This is a genomic window from Mycobacterium sp. ABE4_509, from assembly GCF_056160785.1.
On the sequence record NZ_JBSWXU010000026.1, the window covers coordinates 1 to 24,548 of the forward strand.

19 protein-coding genes are annotated in these 24,548 nt (G+C 67.6%); 10 read left to right on the forward strand and 9 right to left on the reverse strand.

The genetic code is table 11. The features are described from left to right. On the reverse strand, window positions 1-1,384 hold a 1,384-nt coding region (locus ACXAID_RS08380; RefSeq protein WP_475021737.1), incomplete at its 3' end, for an MFS transporter. Between the two features lie 38 nt (window positions 1,385-1,422). Then, window positions 1,423-3,582, reverse strand: coding sequence for an excinuclease ABC subunit UvrB (gene uvrB / locus ACXAID_RS08385; protein ID WP_475021738.1), 2,160 nt, complete (start codon window positions 3,580-3,582; stop codon window positions 1,423-1,425). Window positions 3,583-3,673: 91 nt separating this feature from the next. Between uvrB and ACXAID_RS08390 the strand changes: the two genes are divergently transcribed. Further along, window positions 3,674-4,180, forward strand: coding sequence for a ribonuclease FAU-1 family protein (locus tag ACXAID_RS08390; protein WP_475021775.1), 507 nt, complete (start codon window positions 3,674-3,676; stop codon window positions 4,178-4,180). Between the two features lie 142 nt (window positions 4,181-4,322). Then, the gene (locus ACXAID_RS08395) at window positions 4,323-4,907 is read left to right on the forward strand and encodes a hypothetical protein (RefSeq protein ID WP_475021739.1); all 585 of its coding nucleotides are present in this window, start codon (window positions 4,323-4,325) and stop codon (window positions 4,905-4,907) included. On the opposite strand, the gene coaE is transcribed toward ACXAID_RS08395, so the two are convergent. Together coaE and rpsA are read right to left on the reverse strand one after the other, a co-directional pair. Next, on the reverse strand, window positions 4,904-6,121 hold the full coding sequence (gene coaE / locus ACXAID_RS08400) for a dephospho-CoA kinase (RefSeq protein ID WP_475021740.1): 1,218 nt from the start codon (window positions 6,119-6,121) through the stop codon (window positions 4,904-4,906). The two genes, ACXAID_RS08395 and coaE, sit on opposite strands and share 4 nt — an antisense overlap. Window positions 6,122-6,216: 95 nt before the next feature. Next, complete coding sequence (gene rpsA / locus ACXAID_RS08405; RefSeq protein ID WP_475021741.1) at window positions 6,217-7,668, reverse strand: 30S ribosomal protein S1; 1,452 nt, start codon at window positions 7,666-7,668, stop codon at window positions 6,217-6,219. A 178-nt stretch (window positions 7,669-7,846) separates the two neighbouring features. Here rpsA and ACXAID_RS08410 point away from each other — a divergent pair, with 178 nt between their 5' ends. Continuing rightward, window positions 7,847-9,052, forward strand: a complete 1,206-nt coding sequence (locus ACXAID_RS08410; RefSeq protein WP_475021742.1) for a PrsW family intramembrane metalloprotease — start codon at window positions 7,847-7,849, stop codon at window positions 9,050-9,052. A gap of 132 nt (window positions 9,053-9,184) precedes the next feature. Here the strand turns inward: ACXAID_RS08410 and ACXAID_RS08415 are convergent, their stop codons facing one another. Beyond that, entirely contained in the window at window positions 9,185-10,396 is a 1,212-nt protein-coding gene (locus ACXAID_RS08415; protein ID WP_475021743.1) for a threonine/serine exporter family protein, read from the reverse strand. 4 nt (window positions 10,397-10,400) lie between these two features. Continuing rightward, a complete protein-coding gene (polA, locus tag ACXAID_RS08420; protein WP_475021776.1) occupies window positions 10,401-13,073 on the reverse strand; it encodes a DNA polymerase I in 2,673 nt (890 codons plus the stop codon). 190 nt (window positions 13,074-13,263) lie between these two features. On the opposite strand from polA, the gene ACXAID_RS08425 reads away from it, so the two are divergent. From ACXAID_RS08425 to ACXAID_RS08435, 3 genes are all read left to right on the forward strand, one after another. Beyond that, window positions 13,264-13,710, forward strand: coding sequence for a Zn-ribbon domain-containing OB-fold protein (locus ACXAID_RS08425; protein ID WP_475021744.1), 447 nt, complete (start codon window positions 13,264-13,266; stop codon window positions 13,708-13,710). Continuing rightward, a complete protein-coding gene (locus ACXAID_RS08430) occupies window positions 13,707-14,903 on the forward strand; it encodes a lipid-transfer protein (RefSeq protein ID WP_475021745.1) in 1,197 nt (398 codons plus the stop codon). The genes ACXAID_RS08425 and ACXAID_RS08430 overlap by 4 nt, the downstream gene beginning before the upstream one ends. A 161-nt stretch (window positions 14,904-15,064) precedes the next feature. Continuing rightward, window positions 15,065-16,585, forward strand: coding sequence for an MFS transporter (locus tag ACXAID_RS08435; RefSeq protein ID WP_475021746.1), 1,521 nt, complete (start codon window positions 15,065-15,067; stop codon window positions 16,583-16,585). Window positions 16,586-16,597: 12 nt separating this feature from the next. Here the strand turns inward: ACXAID_RS08435 and ACXAID_RS08440 are convergent, their stop codons facing one another. Beyond that, window positions 16,598-17,806: a branched-chain amino acid ABC transporter substrate-binding protein gene (locus ACXAID_RS08440; protein WP_475021747.1), complete on the reverse strand. Its 1,209-nt coding sequence runs from the start codon at window positions 17,804-17,806 to the stop codon at window positions 16,598-16,600. Between the two features lie 487 nt (window positions 17,807-18,293). Between ACXAID_RS08440 and ACXAID_RS08445 the strand changes: the two genes are divergently transcribed. The 4 genes from ACXAID_RS08445 to ACXAID_RS08460 are packed head-to-tail and all read left to right on the forward strand — an operon-like array spanning window position 18,294 to window position 22,310. After that, window positions 18,294-19,556: an ABC transporter permease subunit gene (locus ACXAID_RS08445; RefSeq protein WP_475021777.1), complete on the forward strand. Its 1,263-nt coding sequence runs from the start codon at window positions 18,294-18,296 to the stop codon at window positions 19,554-19,556. Window positions 19,557-19,562: 6 nt separating this feature from the next. Continuing rightward, complete coding sequence (locus ACXAID_RS08450) at window positions 19,563-20,552, forward strand: branched-chain amino acid ABC transporter permease (protein WP_475021748.1); 990 nt, start codon at window positions 19,563-19,565, stop codon at window positions 20,550-20,552. Next, on the forward strand, window positions 20,545-21,501 hold the full coding sequence (locus ACXAID_RS08455; RefSeq protein WP_475021749.1) for an ABC transporter ATP-binding protein: 957 nt from the start codon (window positions 20,545-20,547) through the stop codon (window positions 21,499-21,501). The genes ACXAID_RS08450 and ACXAID_RS08455 overlap by 8 nt, the downstream gene beginning before the upstream one ends. Then, window positions 21,498-22,310: an ABC transporter ATP-binding protein gene (locus tag ACXAID_RS08460; protein WP_475021750.1), complete on the forward strand. Its 813-nt coding sequence runs from the start codon at window positions 21,498-21,500 to the stop codon at window positions 22,308-22,310. Before ACXAID_RS08455 ends, ACXAID_RS08460 begins: the two co-directional genes overlap by 4 nt. Window positions 22,311-22,382: 72 nt before the next feature. Here ACXAID_RS08460 and ACXAID_RS08465 read toward each other — a convergent pair whose 3' ends face one another. Next, complete coding sequence (locus ACXAID_RS08465; protein ID WP_475021751.1) at window positions 22,383-23,714, reverse strand: ABC transporter substrate-binding protein; 1,332 nt, start codon at window positions 23,712-23,714, stop codon at window positions 22,383-22,385. Between the two features lie 169 nt (window positions 23,715-23,883). After that, window positions 23,884-24,513: an ANTAR domain-containing response regulator gene (locus tag ACXAID_RS08470; protein WP_475021752.1), complete on the reverse strand. Its 630-nt coding sequence runs from the start codon at window positions 24,511-24,513 to the stop codon at window positions 23,884-23,886. Window positions 24,514-24,548 lie beyond the last annotated feature (35 nt).

Below are 24,548 nucleotides of genomic sequence, written 5' to 3' on the forward strand. Positions count from 1 at the left end.
CGGCCGCCACGGTGCCGAGCGCGACGAGCGCCGCGAACGTCGCGAACAACGCCCTCGAGGCGGTGGCCCCGCCGCCATCCGTGGAGTTGACCACCACCCCGGCCACCGCCGCCCCCAACGCCGCCGACATCACCTGCACGGTGTTGATGGCGGCCGCCGCCACCGGCCCCTCAGCGGGATCGTTGACCTTGCTCATCGCCCATGCCGACAGATGGGGCCAGGCAAGACCCACCCCGGCGCCGCTGATCAGCAGCCCGAGCGCCCAGGCCGCCACCTGCCCCCACGCGGCGTCCTGGCGCTGAGTCAGCGCGTTGAGCATCAGACCGGTCGCCATCACCAGCGGCGACACCGCGACGACCCGCACAATCACCCGGCCGCTGCGCAGCGACGCGCTGCCGATCTCGCTGACCGTCCAACCGACCGCCAGACCGGCGCCGAGGAAACCCGCTGCCACCGGGGCCAGGTGGGCCAGCCGCTGAGCGAACAACGGCACGTACATGTCCACCAGGGTCGCCGACATCAGGACACCCAGGCTGAGATACACCCACTTGACCGGTCCCGGCCCGAAGGCGCTCGGCGGCAACACCGACGCGCTCATCCGGCGATCCACGGCCAGGAACCCCGCCACCAGGATGAGCCCCGCCACCGCCAGCGCGACGGTGACACCGAAGTCGTGAGCCACCCCCGCCATGCTCACCAGCAACGCGGCCCCACCGAGCAGCAGCAGCGACCACACCGGGATGCCTCGGCGGCCGAGCCCCGCCACGTCGCCGCGGTGGCCGGTGCCGGCCGGCAGCGCAACCGGGACCAGTACCGACATCCCCACCACCATTGCCAGCATGGCGCCGAAAGCCCAGCGCCACGAACTGTATTGGGCGAACAGACCGCCGGCGGCCGGACCGAGCAGCGTGCCGACTCCCCACATCGCCGACACCAGCGCCGAGGCCTTCGTCCACAGCGTGGCCGGCAGCACGGTGTTGATCACCGCGTAGCCGAGGCCGGCGAGCAGGCCGCCCGCCACCCCCTGCACGGCGCGACCGGCGAGCAGCACCGGCATGCTCGGTGCGACAGCGCAGCACAGGCTGCCGAGGCCGAAGGCGGTCAGACCCGCGAGATAGGCCCGCCTCGGGCCGACCCGCAGCAGCACCGTCGAGACGGTGGTGGCGGCCACCACCGATCCGACGAGGTAGACGGTCGTCACCCACGCGTAGAACCGCCGGCCACCGATCTCGGCGACCGCACTGGGCATCAAACTGATGGTGAGGAACTCGTTGGTCGCGTACAGCGCCACACCGCCGGCCAGCACTGCGGCCGCCCCGAGGTAGCGGCGCCCCAACAGTTCGCGCCACACCCCGACCGGCACACCCGCCGCAGTCCCGTCCACGGAGCGACCGTAGAACCTCGAGCGCTGTTGAGGTCAAGTCACTTCAGGCCGGCCGCATCCATCCCCCGGAGTTCCTTCTTCAGATCGGCGATCTCGTCGCGGATGCGGGCCGCCAGCTCGAACTGCAGATCACGCGCGGCGGCCATCATCTGTTCGGTCAGATCCTTGATCAGGTCGGCCAATTCGGCGCGCGGCATATTCGATGTGTCGCGGCCCTCGACGACCCCGGCACTGACCGCGCGCCCGGGCGCGCCCTGCGCGCGGCGGCCGCGTGAGGCGTTGCGGCCCGAACCACCGATCTCCACCGACTCGGAGTCGTCGGCTTCGCGGTACACCTGGTCGAGGATGTCGGCGATCTTCTTGCGCAGCGGCTGGGGGTCGATGCCGTGCTCTTCGTTGTAGGCGATCTGCTTGGCACGCCGGCGCTCGGTCTCGTCGATGGCTTCCTTCATCGAATCGGTGATCGTGTCGGCATACATGTGCACCTCGCCGGAGACATTGCGGGCGGCGCGACCGATGGTCTGGATCAGGCTGCGCGGTGAGCGAAGGAAGCCTTCCTTGTCGGCGTCGAGGATCGCCACCAACGACACCTCCGGCAGGTCGAGGCCCTCCCGCAGCAGGTTGATGCCCACGAGCACGTCGTATTCACCCAGCCTCAGCTGGCGCAACAGCTCCACCCGACGCAACGTGTCGACCTCGGAGTGCAGGTAGCGCACCCTGATTCCCATCTCCAGCAGGTAGTCGGTGAGGTCTTCGGCCATCTTCTTGGTCAGGGTCGTGACCAGGACGCGCTCGTCACGCTCAGTGCGCTTGCGGATCTCACCGATCAGGTCGTCGATCTGCCCCTTGGTCGGCTTGACGATCACCTGCGGATCGACCAGGCCGGTCGGGCGGATGACCTGCTCGACGAACTCACCGCTGGTCTGGCTGAGCTCATAGGGCCCCGGCGTGGCCGACAGGTACACCGTCTGACCGATACGCTCAGCGAACTCCTCCCAGGTCAGTGGACGGTTGTCGACCGCCGAAGGCAGCCGGAACCCGAAGTCGACCAGATTGCGTTTGCGCGACATGTCCCCCTCGTACATGCCGCCGATCTGCGGCACCGTCACGTGGGACTCGTCGATGACGAGCAGGAAGTCCTCCGGAAAGTAGTCCAGCAGGGTCGCCGGTGCCGACCCGGCGGGCCGCCCGTCGATATGCCGCGAGTAGTTCTCGATACCCGAGCAGAAGCCGACCTGGCGCATCATCTCGACGTCGTAGTTCGTCCGCATCCGCAGCCGCTGCGCCTCCAGCAGCTTGCCCTGCCCCTCCAACTCGGCCAGCCGCTCCTCCAGTTCGGCCTCGATGGTCGAGATGGCCTGCGCCATGCGCTCCGGACCGGCCACGTAGTGAGTGGCGGGGAAGATCCGCAACGAGTCGACCCGGCGGATGATGTCCCCGGTCAGCGGGTGCAGATAGTAGAGCTCTTCCACCTCGTCGCCGAAGAACTCGATGCGCACGGCCAGTTCCTCGTAGGACGGGATGATCTCGACGGTGTCGCCGCGGACCCGGAAGGTGCCCCGGGTGAAGGCCACGTCGTTGCGGGTGTACTGGACGTCGACCAGCAGCCGCAGCAGCGCGTCGCGGGGCACCTCGTCGCCGACCTTGAGCTCCACCGAGCGATCCATGTACGACTGCGGCGTGCCCAGCCCGTAGATACAGGACACCGACGCGACCACGACGACGTCGCGGCGCGACAGCAGGCTGGAGGTTGCCGAGTGCCGCAGCCGCTCCACGTCGTCGTTGATCGAGCTGTCCTTCTCGATGTAGGTGTCGGTCTGGGCGATGTAGGCCTCGGGCTGGTAGTAGTCGTAGTAAGAGACGAAGTACTCGACGGAGTTGTGCGGCAACATCTCCCGCAACTCGTTGGCCAGCTGGGCGGCCAGCGTCTTGTTGGGGGCCATCACCAGCGTGGGGCGCTGCAACCGCTCGATCAGCCAGGCCGTGGTCGCCGACTTGCCGGTACCCGTGGCGCCGAGCAGCACCACGTCGTGCTCCCCGCCACGCACCCGCTTCTCCAGCTCGTCGATCGCCGCGGGCTGATCGCCGGCGGGCTCGTATTCGCTGACCACCTCGAAACGGCCGCCCGCCCGCACCAACTGGTCGACGGGTCGGTACTCCGAGTGCGCGAGCACGGGGTGTTCGGTCGCGAAAGCCATGATCAACAGGGTAGAACCCGGGGCCGACATGTTCTGTTCCCGCAGGCACTGCGGGGCCACTCGCCGGCCCGCAACCCCTATCCTGATCACCATCCACCCTCCCAAGCACGAGACTTTCGACCTCGCCGCCCGCACCAACACCGATCCCAAAGGCATCGTGCGGGCGGTGGACGTCTACACCGTCACCCCGTGGGGGCTCTACATGGCTCGTCCCACCCCCGGCCGGGCCCAGTTCCACTACCTGGAGTCCTGGCTGCTGCCCAGCCTCGGCCTGCGCGCAACGGTGTTCCACTTCAACCCCGGCCACGAGCGTGACCAGGACTTCTATCTCGATGTCGGCGAGTACACCCCCGGACCGCAGTGCTGGCACAGCGAGGACCACTACCTCGACCTGGTGGTACGCACCGGCGAGGCGGTGGAGATCACCGATGTCGACGAACTCCTGGTCGCCACCGCCGAGGGCCTGATCAGCCACCAGACCGCCGAATCGGCGATCCGCACCGCGCTGGCCACGGTGGACGCACTCGCCGGCCACGGCCATGACCTGCACCGATGGCTGGCCACCCTCGGCATGACACTGAGCTGGCGCAACGCGTAACGCAGCCCGGCCCGCCGGGCAGCGCAGGGCCGGTTCCGGGTAACAGCGCCCCCGGGTGGCGACGATGACCTTGATGATGAGGATGACCGGCGCCCGCTATGGGCGTGCTCAGCACCGGGAGGCAGTTGTAGTGTCGGCAACTATGAGGTCCACCATGCGCGCCTGGCGAGTATCCGCCGCTGCCGCCGTGGCCGTCGTCGCCGCGCAGCTCGCGCCCGTAGTCGCGCTGGCCCAGCCGGACACCGGCGCCACCGAGCAGACGGCCGCACCGACCCAGGAGGTCCTGCACAACATCGTCTACCGGGCCCGGGTGGACGGGGTGTCCCGCGGCGCCACCATCACCTATCGCGCCGACGGGGACCAGTTCCACACCGCCAACCCCACCATGGTTCCGGGCCGGGTGTTCGAGGCCAACGCGGTGCTGCCCGCCTCCCAGGTCGCCGATATCCGGGTCTCGATCGAATGGCCCTACTCGGCCAATCTGCACTGCGAGATCCTCGTCGACGACGCCGTGGTAGCCCAGGCCGACGACTTCATCGGTCCCCGGCTGACCCCGCAGCGCGAAGATCCCAATTTCGGGGCGCTGACCTGCCAGGCCCCGGTCGGCGGCATCGACAACGCCGTTCCGCTGCAACCGGCACCGCACGGCGAGGGGCTACCCCCCGCCGACGCCGTGACCACCGGTGACGCCCCCGACGGCGTCCCCGTCGCGCCGGGCCCCGCCTAAACGCTCGGCCGCCAGCCGGTCGTGTCAGCCCACTCCCACGCCCTGCGGTAGGCGTCGAGAAACCACGGCTCCTTCGCTGTGGCGTACGCGCCGCTGTCGGCATGGGCGCCCTCAGCCGCCCTGCGTTTGAGCGCGCGGTAATCCTCCTGGGCGCCGGGATTGGCCACCAACCAGTCGACGAACAGCAGGGCGAACTGCTGCCCCGGCCACCCGGCCACCCGGACGTGCACGTGCGTCGGCCGGCCCGGGTCGGCCGAGCAGTACAACCTCTTGCCCCACAACCCGGGCGCGTCGGTGTGGTCGAATTCGGCCACCGTGCTGCGGGCATCGGGCTTGGCGACATCGTCGGTGACCGCAGTGGACACGTAGCCGGCCGCCAACAGTGCCTCGGCCAGGTCGTCCGCCGCGGCGAGCGAGCCGACGGTCACCTGGATGTCGATGACGTCCTTGGCGTCCATCCCGGCGATCGCGGTGGACCCGATGTGGTCGATGCGCTGGGCGTGCTGCCCACAGGTCAACCGGAGCCGGGCCAGGATCCGGCTGGCCTGCTCGGGCCAGCTCGGGTCCGCCGGCGCCAGGGCCGGCCCGCCATGTGCCGGGCGGCCGGCCTGCAGGTTCTGCGCGAACGGCTGGATGCGGGCGTGCCACAGTTCCCGGGCCTGCTGCACGAGTTCACCGGCGCTGCCCGAGTTGTCCAGCCACACGTCGGCCACCGCCCGGCGCTGCTCCTCGCTGGCCTGAGCCGCGATGCGCGCCCGCGCGTCCTGCTCGGTGAAGCCGCGGTACTCGATGAGCCGTTCGACCCGTAGTTCGGGGTCGGCGTTCACGATGACCACCAGCGGGAACATCGGCGCCATCTGAGACTCCACCAGCAGCGGGATGTCCTCGACGATGACGGCGTCGTGATGGGCGGCCTCGATCAGCTCCGAACGCCGATGCGCCACAAGCGGATGCACGATGCCGTTCAGGGTCGCCCGCTTGTCGTCGTCGCTGAACGCGATCGCCGCCAGCGCGGGCCGGTTCAGGGCTCCGTCACCTGCCAGGATGCCGTCTCCGAACGCCTCGACGAGACGCTCCAGCCCCTCGGTGCCGGGTGCGACGACCTCGCGGGCGATCACGTCACCGTCGACGACGATGCCGCCGAGGTCACTGAAGGTGGCCGACACCGTCGACTTGCCCGCCCCGATTCCTCCGGTCAAACCAATACGCAGCACAGCACCAGTGTGTCAGCAGGCCGGCAGCGACCACGACGAAGGCCCCGGCTCTTTCGAGCCGGGGCCTTCGGGTCGGGACTAATCAGGCGGCCAGATCAGGCGTTGCCCGCCAGCTTCTCCCGCAGCGCGGCGAGCTGGGCGTCACTGGCCAGCGATCCACCGGCGGCCGCCGGCTCCTCGGAGCGCGAGGTGCCGTTGGCGGCGGCGGGACGGGCGGCCTCCTCGGCCTCCGCGGCAGCGAACTTCTCCATCTGCGCGGTGTGCATCTTGTAGCGGCGCTCGGCCTCGCCGTAGCGGGCCTCCCACTCGTCACGCTGCTTCTCGAAGCCCTCGAGCCACTCGTTGGTGTCGACGTCGAAGCCCTCAGGGAAGATGTAGTTGCCCTGGTCGTCGTAGCTGTCGGCCATGCCGTACTTCCAGGCCTCGAACTCTTCGCTGTTGTAGTCCTCGTTGGCCTGCTTGAGGCTCAACGAGATCCGGCGACGCTCCAGGTCGATGTCGATGACCTTGACCATTGCGTCGTCGCCCACCTGCACAACCTGATCGGGCACCTCGACGTGGCGCTCGGACAGCTCGGAGATGTGCACCAGGCCCTCGATGCCCTCCTCGACGCGGACGAACGCGCCGAACGGCACCAGCTTGGTGACCTTGCCCGGCACGATCTGGCCGATGGCGTGGGTGCGGGCGAAGTGGCGCCACGGATCTTCCTGGGTTGCCTTCAGCGACAGCGAAACCCGCTCGCGATCCATGTCGACGTCGAGGACCTCGACGGTGACCTCGTCGCCGACCTGCACGACCTCGGACGGATGGTCGATGTGCTTCCAGGACAGCTCGGAGACGTGCACCAGGCCGTCGACACCGCCCAGATCGACGAAGGCGCCGAAGTTGACGATCGAAGAGACCACACCCTTGCGGATGGCGCCCTTGGTGAGCTGGTTGAGGAACTCGCTGCGCACCTCGGACTGGGTCTGCTCCAGCCAGGCGCGCCGCGACAGCACGACGTTGTTGCGGTTCTTGTCGAGCTCGATGATCTTGGCCTCGATCTCCTTGCCGATGTACGGCTGCAGATCGCGGACACGACGCATCTCGACCAGCGATGCGGGCAAGAAGCCGCGCAGGCCGATGTCGAGGATCAGGCCGCCCTTGACGACCTCGATGACGGTGCCCTTGACGGCCTCGTCCTTTTCCTTGAGCTCTTCGATGGTGCCCCAGGCGCGCTCGTACTGTGCGCGCTTCTTGGACAGGATCAGTCGGCCTTCCTTGTCCTCCTTGGTGAGGACCAGAGCTTCGACCTCGTCGCCGACGGACACAACCTCATTGGGGTCGACGTCGTGCTTGATGGACAGCTCACGGGAAGGGATGACGCCTTCGGTCTTGTAACCGATGTCGAGCAGGACTTCGTCACGGTCAACCTTGACGATCGTCCCTTCGACGATGTCGCCATCGTTGAAGTATTTGATGGTTTTGTCGATGGCGGCGAGAAAGTCCTCGCTCGAGCCGATGTCGTTGACGGCTACTTGCGGCGAGGTGACGGAGGGACTTGGCATGTGGTGGGTTGCTCCGGACAGCTTTGATCGTAGGGACTGGCTTCTTATTGAACTGCGTTGTTCGTGCTTCGCACCCGGCATGGGTGTACACACGGGTACCCGGTCGAGGTTACTCGACGGGGTCCACGCAGGACAAACCCGGTCCACCGGCAGCGGTGAGGGCCGCTAACCTGCTGACGTGTCATTCAGCGGCGCCGGCGGCGGACCTCACCCTCCAGTAGTACACCCGGGCGCTCCTTTCGCGCGGCGGGTCCGCAGCGCCGGGGCCCCGATCGGCGTGTTGATCCTGCTGGGAACGCTGGCGGGACTGCTGGTCATCCTGCTGACGGCGGTCAACCCCGCCGGCACCGCAGTCGGGTTCGTGCTGTCCAGCGTCGCGATGACGGTCGTGGTGCTGGCCTACCTGTGGCTGGACCGTTGGGAGCCCGAACCTCCCCGGCTGCTGCTGTTCGCCTTTCTGTGGGGCACCTCGGCAGCCGTGATCATGTCCGCGGTGCTGCAGATGGTGCTCGAGTTCGCCGTGTTCCCCGGCGCGGCCTACGGCGAGGACGAGGCGGTCAATGCGCTGACGCTGGTGGTCGGTGCGCCGGTGACCGAGGAACTGGCCAAGGGCCTGTTCCTGCTGATCATGATGACCGGCGCCCGACGCCACGAGATGAACTCGCTGACCGATTGCCTGGTCTACGCCGGCCTGGTCGGCGCCGGCTTCGCGTGGCTGGAGGACATCCTCTACATCGCCGACGGCGAGTCACTGGCGGACTCCCTGGCCACGGCAGCGCTGCGACTGATCATGTCGCCGTTCGCGCACTCGCTGTTCACCACGATGTTCGCCCTCGGAGTCTGGTTCGCCCTGCACCGGCGCAGCCCCCTGGGCAAGCTGGGCTGCCTGCTGGCCGGCTACGCCGGCGCGGTGATCCTGCATGCGATGTGGAACGGATCGGCGCTGCTCGGCCCCGGCGGCTACCTGGCCGTCTACGTGTTCTGGATGATGCCCGTCTTCGTCGGTGCGGTCGTACTTGCGCTCTACCAGCGGCGCCGCGAACAACGGGTGGTGGCCACCAAACTGCCCGGGATGGTCGACGCCGGTGTCATCACCGACAACGAGGCCAGCTGGCTGGGCTCGATCCCCACCCGTAAGCGCGCGATCGCCGAAGCGACCCGGTTCGGTGGGAAACCAGCGGGACAGTCGGTCAAGCGCTTCGCCCAGCAGGTCGCCGAACTGGCCTTCGTGCGCGACCGGATCGACCGCGGCTTCGCCGACCAGCGGATCGCCGCACTGCTCGCCGACGAGACCTACGCGGTGTACGCGGCTCGGGCCGCCTCACCCGCCTTGCACCAGATGGCCGGCTACCGCGCGCCGGGTTCTCAGCCATCCGCAAGATAGCCGCGCCACCGCGCTGCGGCTGGCCGCCATCACGTTCCACTGGGAGCTGCCCACCGGACCGCGCGATCTGATCCTGTACCTGCACCATCAACCGGGCCCCCGGCCCGCCCGGCCGATCGCCGACCTGCGGCGCTAAGCGCGCCGGCGGCGCAACAGCTGCCAGATCACCACGCCGGCCTGCACACCGAGAGCGATCGCGATCATCGAGATCAGGGTGGCCGGCAGTGCCGAGTCCCCGTCGGCGCCGAACAGCTCGGCGACACCGATCAACCCCAGCGATCCCGGCACCAGCAGCCAGAAGCCGGGAAGCACCATCGCGATCGCCGGTGGGGAGTCACGGCGCCGTGCGATCAGCAGCGCCGCCAGCGTCAGCGCCAAGGCGCCGAAGAAGCCGCTGGCATAGCTGCCCAGCAACAGGTCGCCCAGGTACTGCGCGGTGTAGGCGATGTAGGCCAGCAGCGCCAGCCACGGCAGAAACGACAGCGGCGGAGCCAGGAACAGCATGATTCCGGCCACGAAAACCGCGACGCCGACCCACGGAGCCCACGGACCGAGCTTGTTGATGGCCTGTGCGGTCAGTTGGCCGTCCTCTAGGCCGAACATCTGGCTGGCGATGATGATCCCGAACGCGAGCATCGCCAGTTGCATGAAACCCGCGATCAGCCGGCTGGCGCCGGAGATGACGTCGTTGGCCGCCAGTTCGATCACCGAGACCGTGATCGCCACCCCGGGCAGGAACACCGCCAAGGGTGGGATGAGCGCGCGCAGCCCGACGTGGTCGAGGCCCAGGTACTGCCCGCCGGCGATGCACAGCCCGGCGACCAGCACTGCGCTGAGCACCGGCGCCAGCAGAGCCAGCACCGACAGTCGTTCGCTGACCGACAGCAGCAGACCGACCAGCAGCCCGAGAAAAGCCGCTGCGGCCAGGTTGATCAAGGTGGGTTCCATCAGCAGCGCCAGCCCTGCGCTGAACACGCCGTATCCCGCCACGGTGACCCAGGCCGGGTATGGGCGCTGACTCGCCGCGATGCGCTCGAGCCGCTGTTCGCCCTCGGTCGGCGAAACCCGGCCGTCCATCGCCTCGGAGACCAGCGTGGCCAACGGAAAGGTCTGGTCGAAGCGCAGGCTGGACTCGACGTTGGCCGAGGTGACCGGCGTCGCGGACGGGCCGGGCGCCCCGACGATCTGGACGTTGTTGGGCAGCGCGACGATCTCGGTGCGCACGCCGTAGGCAGCCGACGCCCGGGCCAGCATCTGCCTGATGAACGTCACCGGATAGTTCGCGCCGGCCATGGCGGCCCCCAGGCGGGCCAGGAACCGGATCTGCAGGGAGGCGTCCGCCATCGGGTCAGTGCGCCGCCGAGTCCCAGCTGCGCCCGAACCCCACCGACACCTCCAGCGGCACGGTCAGCGGATAGGCGTTGCCCATGTGCTCGCGCACCAGGGCCTCGAGGGACTCGTGTTCGCCGTCGGCCACCTCGAACACCAACTCGTCGTGCACCTGGAGCAGCATCCTCGAGGACAGCCCGGCGTCTTTGACCGCTTGGTCGACGTTGATCATCGCCACCTTGATGATGTCGGCGGCGCTGCCCTGGATGGGCGCGTTGAGCGCCGCCCGTTCCGCGGCTTCGCGCACGTTGCGGTTGCTGCTGTCGAGCTCGGGCAGATACCGCCGCCGGCCGAACACCGTGGAGGTGTAGCCGTCCTTGCGGGCCTGATCGACGACGTCGCGCAGATAGTCGCGGACCCCGCCGAACCGGGCGAAGTACTGCTCCATCTGATCCTTGGCCTCTTCGGTGGAGATCTTGAGCTGCTGGGACAGGCCGTAGGCGCTCAGACCGTAGGCCAGCCCGTACGACATCGCCTTGACCCGGCGGCGCAGTTCGGCCGTGACCTCCTCGATCGGCACCGAGAAGGCCCGTGACGCGACGAACGAGTGGAGGTCCTCACCGGTGTTGAACGCTTCGATCAGGCCCTCGTCGCCCGACAGATGCGCCATGATCCGCATCTCGATCTGGCTGTAGTCGGCGGTCATCAACTCGCCGTAGGCCGCGCCGCCCCCGGAGCCCACGACGAAGGCGTCCCGGATCCGGCGCCCGGCCTCGGTGCGGATCGGGATGTTCTGCAGGTTGGGTTCGGTGGACGACAACCGGCCGGTGGCCGCGATGGTCTGGTTGAACGTCGTGTGGATGCGGCCGTCGGAGGCGACCGCGTTGAGCAGCCCGTCGACGGTGACCTTCAGGCGGGTGGCGTCCCGGTGGGCCAGCAGATGCTGCAGGAACGGATGCCCGGTCTTGTCGAACAACGTCTGCAGCGCATCGGCATCGGTGGTGTAGCCGGTCTTGGTGCGCTTGGTCTTGGGCATCTCCAGTTCGTCGAAGAGCACCACCTGCAGCTGCTTGGGTGAGCCGAGGTTGATCTGCTTGCCGATCACCGAGTACGCCGCCTCGGCGGCGTCCCTGATCTGGTCACCGAACTCGCTCTGCAGTTCGGACAGGCGCTGCAGATCCACGGCGATGCCGGCAGTCTCGAGGTCGGAGAGCACCCGCTGCACCGGCAGCTCCATGCTGCCCAGCAGCGCCGAGGAATCGATCCTGGCCAGTTCTTCGTCGAGCGCGTCGGCCAGGTCCATCACTGCGCTGGCCCGCAGCAAGGCCGTCTGCACAGCTTGGTCGTCCACGCCGTCACTATCGTCGAGCAACGAGAGTTGCTGCTGTTCAGGGCTTTCGGCACGCAGCTCACGCTTGAGGTAGCGCAACGACAGATCGTCGAGCGCGAAGCTGCGCTGTCCGGGGCGCACCAGGTAGGCGGCCAGCGCGGTGTCGGAGGTCACCCCGGCCAACGCCCACCCGCGGCCCTGCACGTCGTGCATGGCGAGCTTGGCCTCATGCAGCGCCTTCGGCACCCCGGGGTCGGCCAGCCAGGATGCCAGCGCCGCCTCGTCGTCGGGGTTCAGTGCCGCAACGTCGAGGTAGCGGCCGTCTCCGTCGGGGGCGACCAGGGCCAGCGCAGTGGTGTCGCTGTCGAACGCCAGGTGGTTGCCGATGACCGCCAGTCCGAACCGGCGGCCGTGGCTGTGTTCGGCCAGCCAGCCGGCCAGTGTGCCCGGCTCCAATGCGCCGCCGCGGACGTCGAAACCCTCCTCGACCTCGGGATCGGTCGAGGCCAGCGTGTCGAACAGCCGGTCCCGAAGCACCCGGAACTCCAGATCATCGAAGAGCCGGTGGATCTGATCGCGGTCCCATGGCTGCATGCGCAGCGTGTCAGGAGTCTGGGCCAGCGGTACGTCGCGGACCAGATCGGTGAGCTCGCGGTTGAGCACCACGCTGGACAGGTTGGCCCGCAGCGAGTCGCCCACCTTGCCCTTGACCTTGTCGACGTTGTCCACCAGACCCTGCAACGTGCCGTATTCGGAGATCCACTTGGTCGCGGTCTTCTCCCCCACGCCGGGGATGCCGGGCAGGTTGTCGCTGGGGTCGCCGCGCAGCGCCGCGAAGTCCGGGTACTGGGCCGGCGTGAGCCCGTACTTCTCCACCACCGCGGCGGGAGTGAATCGGGTCAACTCGCTGACCCCCTTGCGGGGATACAACACCGTGAGATCGTCGGTGACCAATTGCAGTGAGTCGCGGTCGCCGGTGACCACCAGAACCCGGTAGCCCTCACTCTGCGCCTGGGTGGCCAGCGTCGCGATCACGTCGTCGGCCTCGAATCCCGCTTCGGCGAGCACCGTGATGCCGAGCGCTCCGAGGACCTCTTTGGTGATGTCGATCTGCCCGCGGAACTCGTCGGGTGTGGCACTGCGGTTGGCCTTGTACTCCGGGTACTTCTCGGCGCGGAACGTCTGGCGGGACACGTCGAACGCCGCGGCGATGTGGCTGGGCTGTTCGTCGCGCAGCAGATTGATCAGCATCGCGGTGAACCCGTACACCGCGTTGGTGGTGAGCCCACCCTGGGTCTTGAAGTTCTCGGCGGGCAGCGCATAGAAGGCACGGAATGCCAGCGAATTGCCGTCCAACAGCATCAGCGTCGGCTTCTCGGGCTGGCCGGCGCCCCCGGCATCCCCTGCGGCGGGCTTGGACTCCGAGGCGGTCTTGGCGGGGCTCACGGCTTCACTTTAGGCATCGGCGCCGACACGCCGGGGCGCCCACCCGACACCGCCGTGAAACTGGAACACGTTTCAGTTTCACGGCCGAAATCGGTACGCTGACCGCGTGCCAGCTTCTGAGACTTCGACGGAGCCCGCGATCGACGGTTGGTTCGCCACCGACGAGTCGGGGATCACCAACCTGATCGGCGGCAGGTGCACGCTGTGCGGCACCTACGTGTTCCCGCCCCGGGAGAACAACTGCCCCAACCCCGGCTGCGACAGCGACACGCTCACGCTGGTCAAACTGTCGCGGCGGGGCAAGCTGTGGAGCTACACCGAGAACCGCTACGCCCCACCGCCTCCCTATCCGTCGCCGGATCCGTTCGAACCGTTCGCAGTCGCCGCCGTCGAACTCGAAGACGAGGGCCTGATCGTGCTGGGCAAGGTCGTCGAAGGCACGCTGGCCGCCGACCTGACCGTCGGCATGGAGATGGAGCTGACCACGATGACGCTCTACACCGACGACGACGGTGTCGAACGCAGTACCCACGCCTGGGAGGTCGCGAAATGAGCGAACCGGTCTACATCCTCGGTGCGGGCATGCACCCGTGGGGCAAATGGGGCCGTGACTTCACCGAGTACGGTGTGGTCGCCGCCCGGGCGGCACTGGCCGAAGCCGGCTTGGACTGGCGCCAGATCCAGCTGGTGGCCGGCGCGGACACCATCCGCAACGGTTATCCCGGATTCGTGGCGGGCTCGACCTTCGCCCAAAAGCTCGGCTGGAACGGGATTCCGGTGACCTCGAGCTACGCGGCGTGCGCCAGCGGCTCCCAGGCGCTGCAGAGCGCACGCGCCCAGATCCTGGCCGGGTTCTGCGACGTCGCCCTGGTGATCGGCGCCGACACCACCCCCAAGGGTTTCTTCGCCCCGGTCGGCGGCGAGCGACGCAACGACCCCGACTGGCAGCGTTTCCACCTGATCGGTGCCACCAACACCGTCTACTTCGCGCTGCTGGCGCGACGCCGGATGGATCTCTACGGCGCCACGCTCGAGGACTTCGCTGCGGTCAAGGTGAAGAACGCGCGCCACGGCCTGGACAACCCGAACGCGCGCTACCGCAAGGAGGCCACCGTCGAGGACGTGTTGGCCAGCCCGGTGGTGTCCGATCCGCTTCGGCTGCTCGACATCTGCGCGACGTCCGACGGCGCGGCGGCGCTGATCGTGGCGAGCAAGTCCTTCGCCGAGAAGCATCTCGGCTCGGTGGCCGGGGTGCCCTCGGTACGCGCGGTGAGCCTGCAGACACCGCAGTACCCCCAGCATCTGCCCGAGCTGCCCGACATCGCCACCGACTCCACCGCCGTCGTCGCCGCCCCGGAGCGCGTGTTCAAAGACCAGATCCTCGACGCCGCCTACAGCGAGGCGGGCATCGGACCCGACGACCTGAGCCTGGCCGAGGTCTACGACCTGTCCACCGCATTGGAACTCGACTGGTACGAGCATCTGAGCCTGTGCGCCCGGGGCGAGGCCGAGCAGCTGCTGCGCAGCGGGGCCACCGCGGTCGGCGGTCGCATCCCGGTCAACCCGTCCGGCGGTTTGGCGAGTTTCGGTGAGGCCATCCCGGCCCAGGCCATCGCCCAGGTCTGCGAATTGACCTGGCAACTCAAGGGCCAGGCCACCGGGCGCCAGGTCGAGGGCGCCACCGTCGGCATCACCGCAAACCAGGGCCTGTTCGGACACGGCTCCTCGGTCGTGGTCGCCCGCTGAGGGGACCGTACAACCCGAGGCAGCTGAGCGGGCCGCCACGGGATGCGCTCGAGCGCTCAATCCCACCGGCAGTGCACCAGCAGATGAACGATTAGCAAATTTTCGCCGCAGTCAGTATCTCTGCGGAGAGACACCGGGGTCACCCCCGTCATCATCTTCTGGTGACCGACGTGGAGAACAAGCCGCCCGTACCCCGCACTGTTCAGGAGTACATCGACGAGCAGCCGGTGTGGGCAGATGGCACCAAGACCTCATCGACTCCGATGACCGCCATGCAGTGGCGGATCTGGTCTTTGGCGTCGGCAGGCAAGTTCTTCGAGGGCATGATCATCTTCATGACCGGCGTGGCGCTGCCACTGCTGACCGTCGAGTTCAGCCTGACCGCCGGCCAGAAAGGGGTGGTCACCGCCGCTTCGCTGGCAGGAATCCTGGTCGGCGCTACCGCTTTGGGCTCGCTCGCCGACACCTTCGGCCGAAAGCGCATGTTCATCGTCGAGATGGTCCTGTTCGCCGTCTTCCTGGTCGGTGTCGCCCTGGCCCCGAACCTGATCCTGCTGGTGGTCTTCCTGTTCGGCACCGGCCTGGCGTTGGGCTGCGACTACCCCACCGCGCACATGGTGATCTCGGAGAGCATTCCGACGTCGAAACGCGGCCGGCTGGTCCTGAGCGCCTTCGCATTTCAGGCGATCGGCGCGCTGTCCGGTGCGCTGGTCGGCTTCGTGGTCCTCTACGAGAGCGCCAGCGTCAGCGACTGGCGCTGGATGTACGCCACCGCGATCATTCCGGCGATCCTGGTGATCATCGGCCGGTTCTTCATCACCGACAGCCCGCACTGGCTCGTCGCAAAAGGCCGCACCGACGAAGCCGAACGCGAAACCGTTCGCCTGCTGAGCCGCAAGCCGGCCTATCCGAAGTCGGTGAGCCTGTCCCGGCTGCCGGAACCCACGCACTCGAAGTCCGAGGGCAGCTTCCTTGCTCTGTTCACCAAACGGCACCGCCGGGCGACCATCCTCGCGTCGGTGCCCTGGTTCCTGCAGGACCTGGCGACGTACGGCATCGGGATCTTCACCCCGACCATCCTGGTTGCGGTGATCGGGGCCCAGTCCGAATCCCATTCGCTGTCCGACACGATCCACAACGACATGCTCGCCGCCGAGGGCTCGGCGCTGATGAACGCGCTGTTCGTGCTGGGCATTCTGGCCGCGATCTTCCTGGTCGACACCGTCGGGCGGATCAAGTTGCAGACCATCGGGTTCATCGGGTGCGCGGTCGGGCTCACGCTGGCGGGGTTGTCCATCCAGCCCGACGGCGGCCACAACATGGTGCTGCTGTTCGCCGGTTTCATGCTGTTCTACTTCGCGACGAACCTGGGCCCCAATTCGATGACCTACCTGCTGGCCGGCGAGGTGTTCCCCACCAGAATCCGCGGCAGGGGAGCCGGTTTCGCGGCCTCGTTCGCCAAGGTGGGTGCCGTGCTGACCGCGTTCCTGTTCCCGGTGCTGCTCGACGAGTTCGGCACCTCGGTCATCCTCTACGGTCTGGTCGCCGCCTCCGTGGTGGGCGCGGTGGTCACCGTCGTCTTCGCCATCGAGACGAAGGGGCTGAGCCTGGAGAAGATCGGCGATCCCCGCCACGAGGAGCACCTGCGGGTACAGCGGGCGGCCGACGCCGACATCGCCTGACCGCGCGCGAGCTCACTGCACCCGGTAGATCCAGATCGTCGGGTCCGCCAACTCACCGTCGGCGCTCCACGAGTAGCGCCGTGCGATGCCCTGGCCGTCATAGTTGTGGACGTACTCCAGCAGCGCCGGGCGGGTGATGGCACCTGAGTCGATCCCTTTGAGCAGGATCGTTCCCAGGTCATAGGCTTCGACCGCGTAGGGGCCGGGGGGTTGACCGAAGGTGTCGCGGTAGTCGTCGATGAATTCGGCCGGGGCGGGCGCACACGGACAGGACAACACCGCATCGCTCGCCGCGGCCTGCGCCTCTTGGACGAACTCGTCGGCGAGCGCACCGTCCACAGTGACGAATGCGCCCTGGAATCCCGCATCACGCAGTTGCCGGATCAGCGGCGCCGCCTCCGGCGCGAACCCGGCCAGGAACACCGCATCCGGTGCTGCGCCGGTGATCTGCGGGACCACCGCGGCGAAATCGTGGTCGCCGGCGCTGATTGCGATGTTGCAGGCCGGATCGGCCATCGGCCCCAGCGTTTCGCGCACGAACGACGCCAACCCGAGCCCGTAGTCGGAACTGTCGTCGACCACACACACCTTGCGGTAGCCCAGCGTGCCGGACATGTAGTTCGCCACCGCCGGCCCCTGCACCGCGTTGCTCGCCACTCCGCGGAAGAAGGTGCGCCACCCGCGGGCACTGAGTTGAGCCGCGGTCGCCGACGGGGTGGTCGCGACCAACCCGGCCCTGCTGAACTGGTCGCCCACCGCGAAGGCCGCACCGGAACCGGAGGGACCGACCAGCCCGACGGTGTAGGCGTCGTCGACGATCTCGCCGGCCAAGTCGGCGACCCGCTGCGGATCACCCTGGGTGTCGAAGGGTTTCAGCTGCACCTGGCAGGCCTGATTGGCGGCGTTGTGCTTGTCCACGGCGAGCTGAATGCCGTTCTTGATGTCGGCACCGAGGGCGGAATCCGCACCGTCGAGCGGCCCCGCCATCGCGATCGACAGCGGCGGACACACTGCGTTGCCGTCGCCGGCCGGGTCGGCCGGGGGTGGGTGGTCCGCCGGGGCGACCTCGGCACCGTCGCTGCCGATCTCGACCTGCGCGACGATCTCCAGATCCGGCGTCGAGCCCAGGCCGGGGAGCGGGTCGCTGCAGCCCACCGCACCGATGGCGATGAGGGTCGCCGAGCCGACCGCAAGCGCGCTCTGTACCCCAGAACAGCGCACGCATTCACCTCCGATGAGCAGACCACCGTGGCATCGGCTGTGGCCTCGCGTAGAACATAGCAACGGCTGAGGTGTATGCGTCTGATTGGTTGTGCCGCGCGTTGGCGATCACCCGCCGCAACCACATCTCCCGCGGAGGCGGTCAGAACGAGAAATCGCCGTGCTGGCAGACCTCTCGATGTGTATCGGGCACCTTGTCCAACAGTGCGGCAACCGCGAGAGCCGCCATCAGCACGACGAACACGATCAACATCAGCATGGCCTCAGCCTGCGCCCATCGATGCCGGCGAAACAGTGGCGGCACTGACACGCAACCACAATATTGCGCCATTCGGCGTCGGGGGCAGTTGAAACAGAACCGATACACGCAGTAAATGCAGAACCCGGCCGACTGACCGGGGAGGCTATACAGTCGCCGGGGAACAGGAGCGCCCGGGCGCTGGGGATCGGCAACGGAGGTGTGGGCTTGGTGGGCTGCCGCGCTGGTATTCCTGCACGGGGCCTGCTCTTGGTCACCTTTCTGTTTCTGGCGGCGCTGCTCGGCTCAGGCATCGCCTCGGCCCAGGACACCGAAACCGCCGTGGCGTCGGGCCGGCTGGTCAATGCCGGGGAGCCCGTCGCCGGTGCGGTGGTGCGGGTCCTCGACGAATCAGGCGAGGAAGTCGACACCGCGACCTCCGGTGAGAACGGTCTCTGGGAAGTCGAGCTGCCGGCGGGGACCTACACCTTCGAAGTCGACAGCGACAGCCTTCCCGACGAGGTCAGCGTGCAAGGCACGGTCACCCGCGATGTCGCGGCCGGCGGCACCAACGCGGTGGTGTTCATGTTCGGCGAGGTGCGCACCTCGATGGAGACGCCACTGTATGAGCGCGTCATCCGGCTCACCATCGACGGGCTGCGTTTCGGACTGGTCATCGCCGTCGCCGCCATCGGCCTGAGCCTGATCTTCGGCACGACCGGTCTGACGAACTTCGCTCACGGCGAGCTGGTCACCCTCGGCGCGGTCTTCACCTGGATGTTCAACGTCACCTTCGGGATTCCGTTGATCGGAGCCGCAGCGTTGGGCATCGTCGCCGGCGTCGGTGTCGGATGGCTCAACAATGCGGGTGTGTGGCGCCCACTGCGGCGCCGCCGGGTCGGGCTGATCCCCCAGCTGGTCGTCTCGATCGGGCTGGCGATCGCGCTGCGGTACACGATCCTGGCGTTGTTCTCCGACCGGACACAGGCTTTCGGCGAGTTCACGGTCAGCGCCGAACGCCGGTGGGGCCCGATCGCCATCACCGACACCAATCTGCTCGTGATCGTGATCAGCCTGGTGGTTCTCCTCGCCGTCGCGGTCATGCTGCAGAAGACGCCGATCGGCAAGGCGATGCGCGCGGTGTCGGACAACAAGGACCTCGCCGCCGCGTCCGGAATCAACGTCGAACGGGTGATCACGTTCGTCTGGTGCCTCGGCGGCGGCCTGGCCGCGCTCGGCGGCGTGCTGCTGGCGCTGTCCGAACTCGGTGGGCGGGTGCAGTGGGAGATGGGATTCAAACTCCTGCTGCTGATGTTCGCCGGGATCATTCTCGGCGGCCTGGGCACCGCCTACGGCGCACTGCTGGGATGCCTCGTCGTCGGCTTGTTCGTTCAGCTGTCGACGCTGGTGATCGACCCCGATCTCAAGTACGTCGGCGGTCTGCTCATCCTGATCGTCATCCTCGTCGTGCGGCCCCAGGGCATCCTGGGCTCCCGCGAAAGGATCGGGTGAGGACCGGTGGACATCGTCTCCGCGCTGCAGATCGCGTTCGCTCAGCTGATCGGCCCGTCGGCGATCTTCTACGCACTGCTGGCCATCGGGCTGAACCTGCACTTCGGCTACACCGGGCTGTTGAACTTCGGCCAGATCGGGTTCGCTCTCCTCGGCGGGTACGGCGTCGGCATCATGACGGTGACCTACCAGCAGCCGCTGTGGGTCGGGGTACTCGTCGGACTGCTGGCGGCCGGCGCACTGGCGGTCGTGCTGGGCATCCCGACACTGCGTCTGCGCGCCGACTACCTGGCGATCGCAACGATCGCCGCAGCCGAGGTGCTGCGGCTGATCTTCCGGTCGACGGCCTCGGATTCGGTCACCGGTTCGACGAACGGGCTCTACGGTTTCGCCGATTCGTTCACCAAGTTCAGCCCGTTCGACTCGAGCAAGAGCTACACCCTGCTGGGGGTGAACTTCGTCGGCGACGACGTCTGGGCGATGGTCGTGGGATGGACACTGGTGCTCCTCCTGTGCGCCTTCGTCTACCTGCTCTCACGCAGCCCGTGGGGCCGGGTGCTGCGGGCCATCCGCGAGGACGAGGACGCCGCCCGCGCCCTGGGCAAGAACGTGTTCGTCTACAAACTGCAGGCCCTCGTTCTCGGCGGCGTCATCGGCGGGATGGGTGGGGTGTTCAACGCCCTGCAGACCAAGTCGATTCACCCCGACTTCTACTCGACCGCGCAGACCTTCTACGCGTTCGGCGCTCTGTTGCTCGGCGGTGCGGCCACGGTGTTCGGTCCGGTCGTGGGCGCAATGCTGTTCTGGTTCCTGCTGTCCATCCCGGACGCGATTCTGCGCCAGGCCATCGCGGGCCCCGACCCGATGCTTCCGCTCACCGATGCGCAGGTCGGCGCCACCCGATTCATCCTGCTGGGGATCTTCATCGCACTGCTCATGGTGTTCCGCCCCCAAGGACTCCTCGGACGAAAACGGGAGCTGCAATTCGATGGTTGACGCCTCCCGCATGTCCGCCGCCGATCGGGCAGCACTGTTCGCCGACACCCCCGCGGTGCCGGGGGCGGCCAAACCCGACCCGATCCTGGTGGTGGAGAACATCTCCCGGCACTTCGGTGGCCTCACCGCCGTCGACGTCGAACACCTCGAGATTCAGCGCGGCGCCATTACCGGCCTGATCGGCCCGAACGGGGCGGGCAAGACGACTCTGTTCAATCTGCTGACCGGTTTCGACCGACCCGACACCGGCAGCTGGAAACTCGACGGGGCCAATCTGGGCAGGCTGAATCCCCATCAGGTCGCCCGCCGCGGGGTGGTGCGCACCTTCCAGCTCACCAAGGCTCTGGCCCGGATGTCGGTGCTGGACAACGTGCGACTCGGTGCACAACACCAGACCGGGGAGCGGATTCTGGCCTCGCTGGTGCCGATGCTCTGGCGCGGCCAGGAAGCCGAGGTCACCGAACGCGCACACCAGATGCTGCGCCGGTTCAAACTCGACACCAAAGCCGACGACATGGCCGGCTCGCTGTCGGGCGGGCAACGCAAGCTGCTCGAGATGGCCCGGGCACTGATGACCGACCCCAAGGTCGTGATGCTCGACGAGCCGATGGCCGGCGTCAATCCGGCCCTGACGCAGAACCTGCTCGAGCACGTGAAATCCCTGCGCGAAGAAGGGATGACGGTGATCTTCGTCGAACACGACATGGACGTGATCCGCGACATCAGCGACTGGGTCGTGGTGATGGCACAGGGCAGCGTCATCGCCGAATCCCCACCCGACGCACTCGCCGACAACGAGGCCGTCGTCGACGCCTACCTCGGTGGCCACCACGACCAACCGCTCGAATTCGACGAACACGGCAACCCCGTCGGCGCCACCGCAGAACTCGCCCGACAGATCGAACGGGCGGTCCTCAGCGACGCCGAAAGCGAGGGCGACCGCACATGAGCGAAACCCCCGACCCGCCAGCCGACCTCACCCCGGCCGAGCTGGCGGCCACCCCCGAGGAGCATGCCCGTCTCGCCGAGGGCGCACTGCTGAGAGCCGACCGTCTGGTCGCCGGCTACCTTCCCGAGGTCGACATCCTGCGCGAGTGCGACTTCTACCTGCGCGACGGGGAGATCGTCGGGATCATCGGCCCCAACGGCGCCGGCAAGTCGACTCTGCTCAAGGCGCTGTTCGGACTGATTCCCATCCGGTCGGGATCGGTGACGCTGCGCGGCGAGACGATCACCTCCGCCCAGGCTCATGTACTGGTCACCAAGGGCGTCGGGTATGTGCCACAGAACCGCAACGTGTTCCCTTCGTTGACCATCGAAGAGAACCTGGAGATGGGCGTCTATCTGCGCCGGTCGAAGTTCGCCGAGCGATTCGAGTGGGTCAGCGAGCTGTTCCCCCTGCTCTCGGAACGCCGAAAAGTCAAGGCCGGCGCCCTGTCCGGCGGCGAACGACAGATGGTGGCGATGGGTAGAGCACTGATGATGGAGCCGTCGGTGCTGCTGCTCGATGAACCCTCTGCCGGCCTGTCCCCCATGTTCCAGGACGAGGTCTTCATCCGCTGCAAGCAGATCAACGCCGCCGGCGTCTCGATCATCATGGTCGAACAGAACGCCCGACGCTGTCTGCAGATCTGCGACCGCGGTTATGTGCTGGACCAGGGCACCAACGCTTACACCGACACCGGCCGCAAACTGATGAACGACCCGAAGGTCATCGAACTCTACCTGGGCACCCTGGCCGGCAGCCGGGAGCACTGACAGCGCCGGCACCGAAAAGCCCGGCGCCGCCCGCACCCGAAGGTGCGAGCGGCGCCGAGTTTGCCGCTTCGCTCAGGCCTGGCTCACCACGATGAACTCGTTGGTCTGCAGCGTGTTGTCGCCGTCGAACTCGAGGCTGCCGTAGGACCCGACGCTCGGCTCCCCCGCCGGAGCGAACGTCAGCTCACCGGTGATGCCGTCGAAGTCGATGTCCTCCCCGGCCACGATAAGGTCCCGGCACTCCACGAAGGTGAAGCACTTGGTGCCGTCGCGGGTCACCGCGATGATGTTCGCCGCGATGTCCACACCTGCCGTGGATCCGGCCTGCTCGGCGGCCAACGCGGTGATCATCACCGCGTCGTAGGACTCACCGGCGTAGTTGAAGTCGATCAACCCGGGATCGACCGCCATGAGGCGGCTCTCGAAGTCGGAGCTGATCTCGGTCATCGGCGCGGTGCCCTTCATACCTTCGAGCAGCCCCGGCGCGACGCCTTCACCCAGCGCGTTACCCATGTTGCCGTCCGTGCCGTAGACCAACATCCCGTCCGACGGCCCGATTCCGACCTCGTGCATCCGAGTCAGGATCTTGGCGCTCTCCTCGAAACCGATGACCGCGACCGCATCCGGGTTGAACTCCCGAACCTGGTCGACCTCGGCGTTGAAGGACTGTGCGTTGGGGTCGTAGACGATCTTGGTGATCTGATCCGACGGGATTCCTGCCGCCTCCAGATCCGCGACCGTGTTGGCGGCCAGCCCGGTGCCGTAGGGATCGTTGAGGGCCATGATCGCCACGCGCTGCGCGCCGTCCTGGGTTATCAGCTGGGCGAGAGCCTGGGCCTGCAGCACATCGGTGGGTGCGGTGCGGAAGTACATCCCGCCGTCTTGGTAGCAGACGAACTGATCGGAGGTGTTGGCCGGCGAGAACTGCACGACGCCGGCGCTGGAGATCTTGTCGATCACCTTCAGCGACACCGCCGAAGACGCCGCGCCGATGATCGCGCTCACGCCGTCGGCGAGCTGGCGGTCGACGGTGATGTTGGCGGTGTCGGTGGTGGTGTCGCCGGAGTCGCCGGTGATCAACTGCACCGGCTGGCCGAGCACGCCGCCGGCCTCGTTGATCTCGTTGACCGCCACCTGGACCCCGGCCACCTCCGGCGGCCCGAGGAACGCCAGCGTGCCGGTCTCGGGCAACAGGGTGCCGATCTTGAGCGGGGTGGTCACCGGTTCGGCTCCCGCAGTCGCCTGCTGTGGTTCGCAGTCGGTGCTGACGATCTCCGCGGATTCGTCGGTGGTCGTCTCCTCGCCCGCGGTGGTGTCCTCGCTCGAATCGCTACCGCACGCGGTCAGAGCGAGCGAGGCGATACCCACGGTGGCCAACGCGCGGGCGAGGGTTCGATGCTTCATCGACAAGCCTCCTGATGTGTCATTTCCGAGTGGATGGACCGACGCCGCAGCGGCGCAGACCCGACGCTAACGGCTACGAGGTCGACACGAGACACCGGAAAGGGCTCGTGACCAACATGTGACCTCACGGAAAACAAATTAACGGGACGGTAGCGCCCGGCGGGTGGCTTCAGGTCGATTCGGATTCCGCGGGCGGGTCCAGCGTCTCGAGGACCACCTCGGCAACCCGCTTCATCGTGGTCCTGCGGTCCATGGCGGCCCGCTGAATCCACTTGAAGGCCTCCGGCTCCGACATTCCCTGTTTGGACTGCAACAGACCCTTGGCGCGTTCGACCAGTTTGCGCGTCTCCAAGCGGTCGGACAGCGAGGCGACCTCTTTCTCCAGCTCGGCGATCTCACTGAACCGGCTGACGGCCACCTCGATGGCCGGGATCAGGTCCGAGATGTTGAACGGCTTGACCAGGTAGGCCATCGCGCCCGCATCGCGGGCCCGTTCGACCAGTTCACGCTGGCTGAACGCAGTGAGGATGACGATCGGAGCGATCCGTTTGGCGGCGATCTCGGACGCGGCGTCGATGCCGTCGCGGCGGGGCATCTTGACGTCCATGATGACCAGATCCGGACGCAGCGACTCGGCCAGATCGACGGCCTCCTGGCCGTCGCCCGCCTCACCGACGATCTCGTAGCCCTCGTCGCGCAACATCTCGGCCAGGTCGAGGCGGATCAGGGCTTCGTCCTCAGCCACGAGGACCCGGCGAGAGGTGACTGCGTCCGTCGGTGACGCGGTTGGCGATGACATGGACAATATTGTGGCGGTCCAGGGCCGTATGAGCG

Bases quoted from the DNA above. Each gene is read 5' to 3' on its own strand.
- ACXAID_RS08430 (WP_475021745.1), top strand. From the start codon at position 13,707: ATGAGCGAACCGGTCTACATCCTCGGTGCGGGCATGCACCCGTGGGGC.
- uvrB (WP_475021738.1), bottom strand. From the start codon at position 3,582: ATGGCTTTCGCGACCGAACACCCCGTGCTCGCGCACTCGGAGTACCGA.
- ACXAID_RS08470 (WP_475021752.1), bottom strand. From the start codon at position 24,513: ATGTCATCGCCAACCGCGTCACCGACGGACGCAGTCACCTCTCGCCGG.
- ACXAID_RS08395 (WP_475021739.1), top strand. From the start codon at position 4,323: ATGAGGTCCACCATGCGCGCCTGGCGAGTATCCGCCGCTGCCGCCGTG.
- rpsA (WP_475021741.1), bottom strand. From the start codon at position 7,668: ATGCCAAGTCCCTCCGTCACCTCGCCGCAAGTAGCCGTCAACGACATC.
- ACXAID_RS08415 (WP_475021743.1), bottom strand. From the start codon at position 10,396: ATGGCGGACGCCTCCCTGCAGATCCGGTTCCTGGCCCGCCTGGGGGCC.
- polA (WP_475021776.1), bottom strand. From the start codon at position 13,073: ATGCTGTTGGACGGCAATTCGCTGGCATTCCGTGCCTTCTATGCGCTG.
- ACXAID_RS08455 (WP_475021749.1), top strand. From the start codon at position 20,545: ATGGTTGACGCCTCCCGCATGTCCGCCGCCGATCGGGCAGCACTGTTC.
- ACXAID_RS08460 (WP_475021750.1), top strand. From the start codon at position 21,498: ATGAGCGAAACCCCCGACCCGCCAGCCGACCTCACCCCGGCCGAGCTG.
- ACXAID_RS08465 (WP_475021751.1), bottom strand. From the start codon at position 23,714: ATGAAGCATCGAACCCTCGCCCGCGCGTTGGCCACCGTGGGTATCGCC.